At 58.4% G+C, this 1,879-nt stretch carries 3 protein-coding genes and 1 pseudogene; all 4 read left to right on the top strand.

Annotated features, from left to right (window positions below):
* Nucleotides 1–200 (top strand): annotated as a pseudogene (locus Q8K05_RS10865) (methyl-accepting chemotaxis protein); the annotation flags it as partial.
* A gap of 169 nt (nucleotides 201–369) precedes the next feature.
* Complete coding sequence (locus Q8K05_RS10860; protein ID WP_305246629.1) at nucleotides 370–852, top strand: chemotaxis protein CheW; 483 nt, start codon at nucleotides 370–372, stop codon at nucleotides 850–852.
* Between the two features lie 66 nt (nucleotides 853–918).
* Nucleotides 919–1,092 carry a hypothetical protein gene (locus tag Q8K05_RS10855; protein ID WP_305246628.1) on the top strand — a complete coding sequence of 58 codons (174 nt, stop codon included), beginning with the start codon at nucleotides 919–921 and terminating at the stop codon, nucleotides 1,090–1,092.
* A 44-nt stretch (nucleotides 1,093–1,136) separates the two neighbouring features.
* Nucleotides 1,137–1,879 (top strand): cache domain-containing protein (locus Q8K05_RS10850; RefSeq protein WP_305246627.1); only part of this gene is annotated, 743 nt, incomplete at its 3' end.

The following is a 1,879-nucleotide window of genomic DNA, read 5'->3' as shown; positions in this document are numbered from 1 at the left end:
AGCAAGCGGCCGGCCTGTCCCAGGTGGTCAGCGTGTTCAGGCTTGATAACGAACAACAACTCAGCCAGGGCGCTTCAGCCCGGCGTCCAGCAGCCCACTACCCGAGAACCGAGCCCGTGCAGCCACCGCCTGCCAGGCCCGCCATTACGGCGTCAAAGCGCAGTCAGGCCGCCGCTGCGGATGCCCTCGCTGCTGGATAAAACTGGATATTCCTAAAGTTTTCCCATGGTTGGCCGATAAGCGATGTAGGCATCGCTTTTTCAGGCCCCGCAGCACGCTGCAAGCAGCTGGGCTGTCTCATCAATATCGTCTCAAGGAGTGCTCATGCACACGAAAACAGGAAACCCTACCCCCTCTGCTGCAGCCGTCATGCCCGCTGGCGTTTCGGCCCCCAATGCGCTGGAGTTTTTGTCCTTCACGCTGGGCCAGGAAGAGTACGGCATTGACATTCAGAAGGTGCAGGAACTGCGCGGGTACGACACGGTAACCCGCATTGCCAACGCGCCTGAGCACATCAAGGGCGTGGTCAATCTTCGCGGCATCATCGTTCCCATCATCGACATGCGCATCAAGTTCAACCTGGGAACGCCCACCTACGACCAGTTCACGGTGGTGATCATCCTGAACCTGGCCAGCCGCGTCATGGGTATGGTGGTGGACAGCGTCTCGGACGTGATCACATTGACGCCCGAACAGATCAAGCCCGCACCCGAGATGGGCGCGGTGCTGGGCACCGACTACCTGATTGGCCTGGGCACGCTGGATGAGCGCATGCTGATCCTGGTCGATATCGACAAGCTCATGACCAGCGCGGAAATGGGGCTGATCGAGCAAACTGTAGCCACCCTGTAAAAAATTAGCCTGAACTATTAGAAAAATAAAAAAACGCTTATGCCAAAATCCCAGACCCCCCGCGTCATGAGTATCGCCAAAAAGCTTGGGCTGTTCACCGCCAGCGCCATCCTCGGCATCGTCGTACTGACTGCGCTATTCCTGGCTTCGGAACGAAAACTGATACTGGAGGAGCGGCAAAATAACGTACGACAGGTCGTGGAAGCCGCCCATGGCCTGTTGACCTACTACACGACCTGACGACCAAGGGAACGCTGACCGAGCCGCAGGCGCAACAGCAGGCGATGCAGGCGATCAGGGGCTTGCGTTACAGCGGCACCGAATATTTCTGGATCAACGACATGCAACCGCGCATGCTGATGCATCCGATCAATCCGGCACTGGAAGGCAAGGACTTGTCGGGCAACAAGGACCCGACCGGCAAGCATCTGTTTGTCGAATTCGTGACCACCGTCAAAGCAAGCGGCGCCGGATTTGTCCCGTATATGTGGGCCAAGCCGGGCAATGATCAACCGGTTCCAAAGGTGTCGTATGTCAAGGGATTCGCGCCTTGGGGCTGGATCATCGGCTCCGGCGTATATGTGGACACGGTTGAGGCCGCGATTCTGAGCCGCCTGATCAATTTTTCGCTCGGTGCACTGTTGCTGGCCGCCATCTTGTTTGCTATCGGCTTGGCGATTTCTCGCGGTTTGCTCAAACAACTCGGCGGTGAACCGGACTACGCAGCTGGTATCGCGAGCAGCATCGCCGCCGGTGACCTGACGGTTGACGTCAAGACTCGTCCAGGCGATCAATCCAGCCTGGTGTTTGCGATGAAAGCCATGCAGGAAAGCCTGGCCCGAGTGGTTGGTCAGGTCCGCCAGGGCACAGACACCATAGCCACGGACTCCAGCCAGATCGCAGCCGGCAACCACGATCTTTCATCCAGAACCGAAGAGCAGGCCAGCTCGCTGGAAGAGACCGCAGCGTCGATGGAAGAGCTGACCAGCACCGTCAAGCAAAACGCCGACAACGCCAGGCAGGCCAA

The sequence above is a fragment of the Polaromonas sp. genome (assembly GCF_030682935.1).
In the GTDB taxonomy this organism is placed as follows: Bacteria; Pseudomonadota; Gammaproteobacteria; order Burkholderiales; family Burkholderiaceae_C; genus Polaromonas.
The sequence above is the reverse complement of the archived record's forward strand: the minus strand, read 5'-3'. Positions and strand labels throughout refer to the sequence as shown.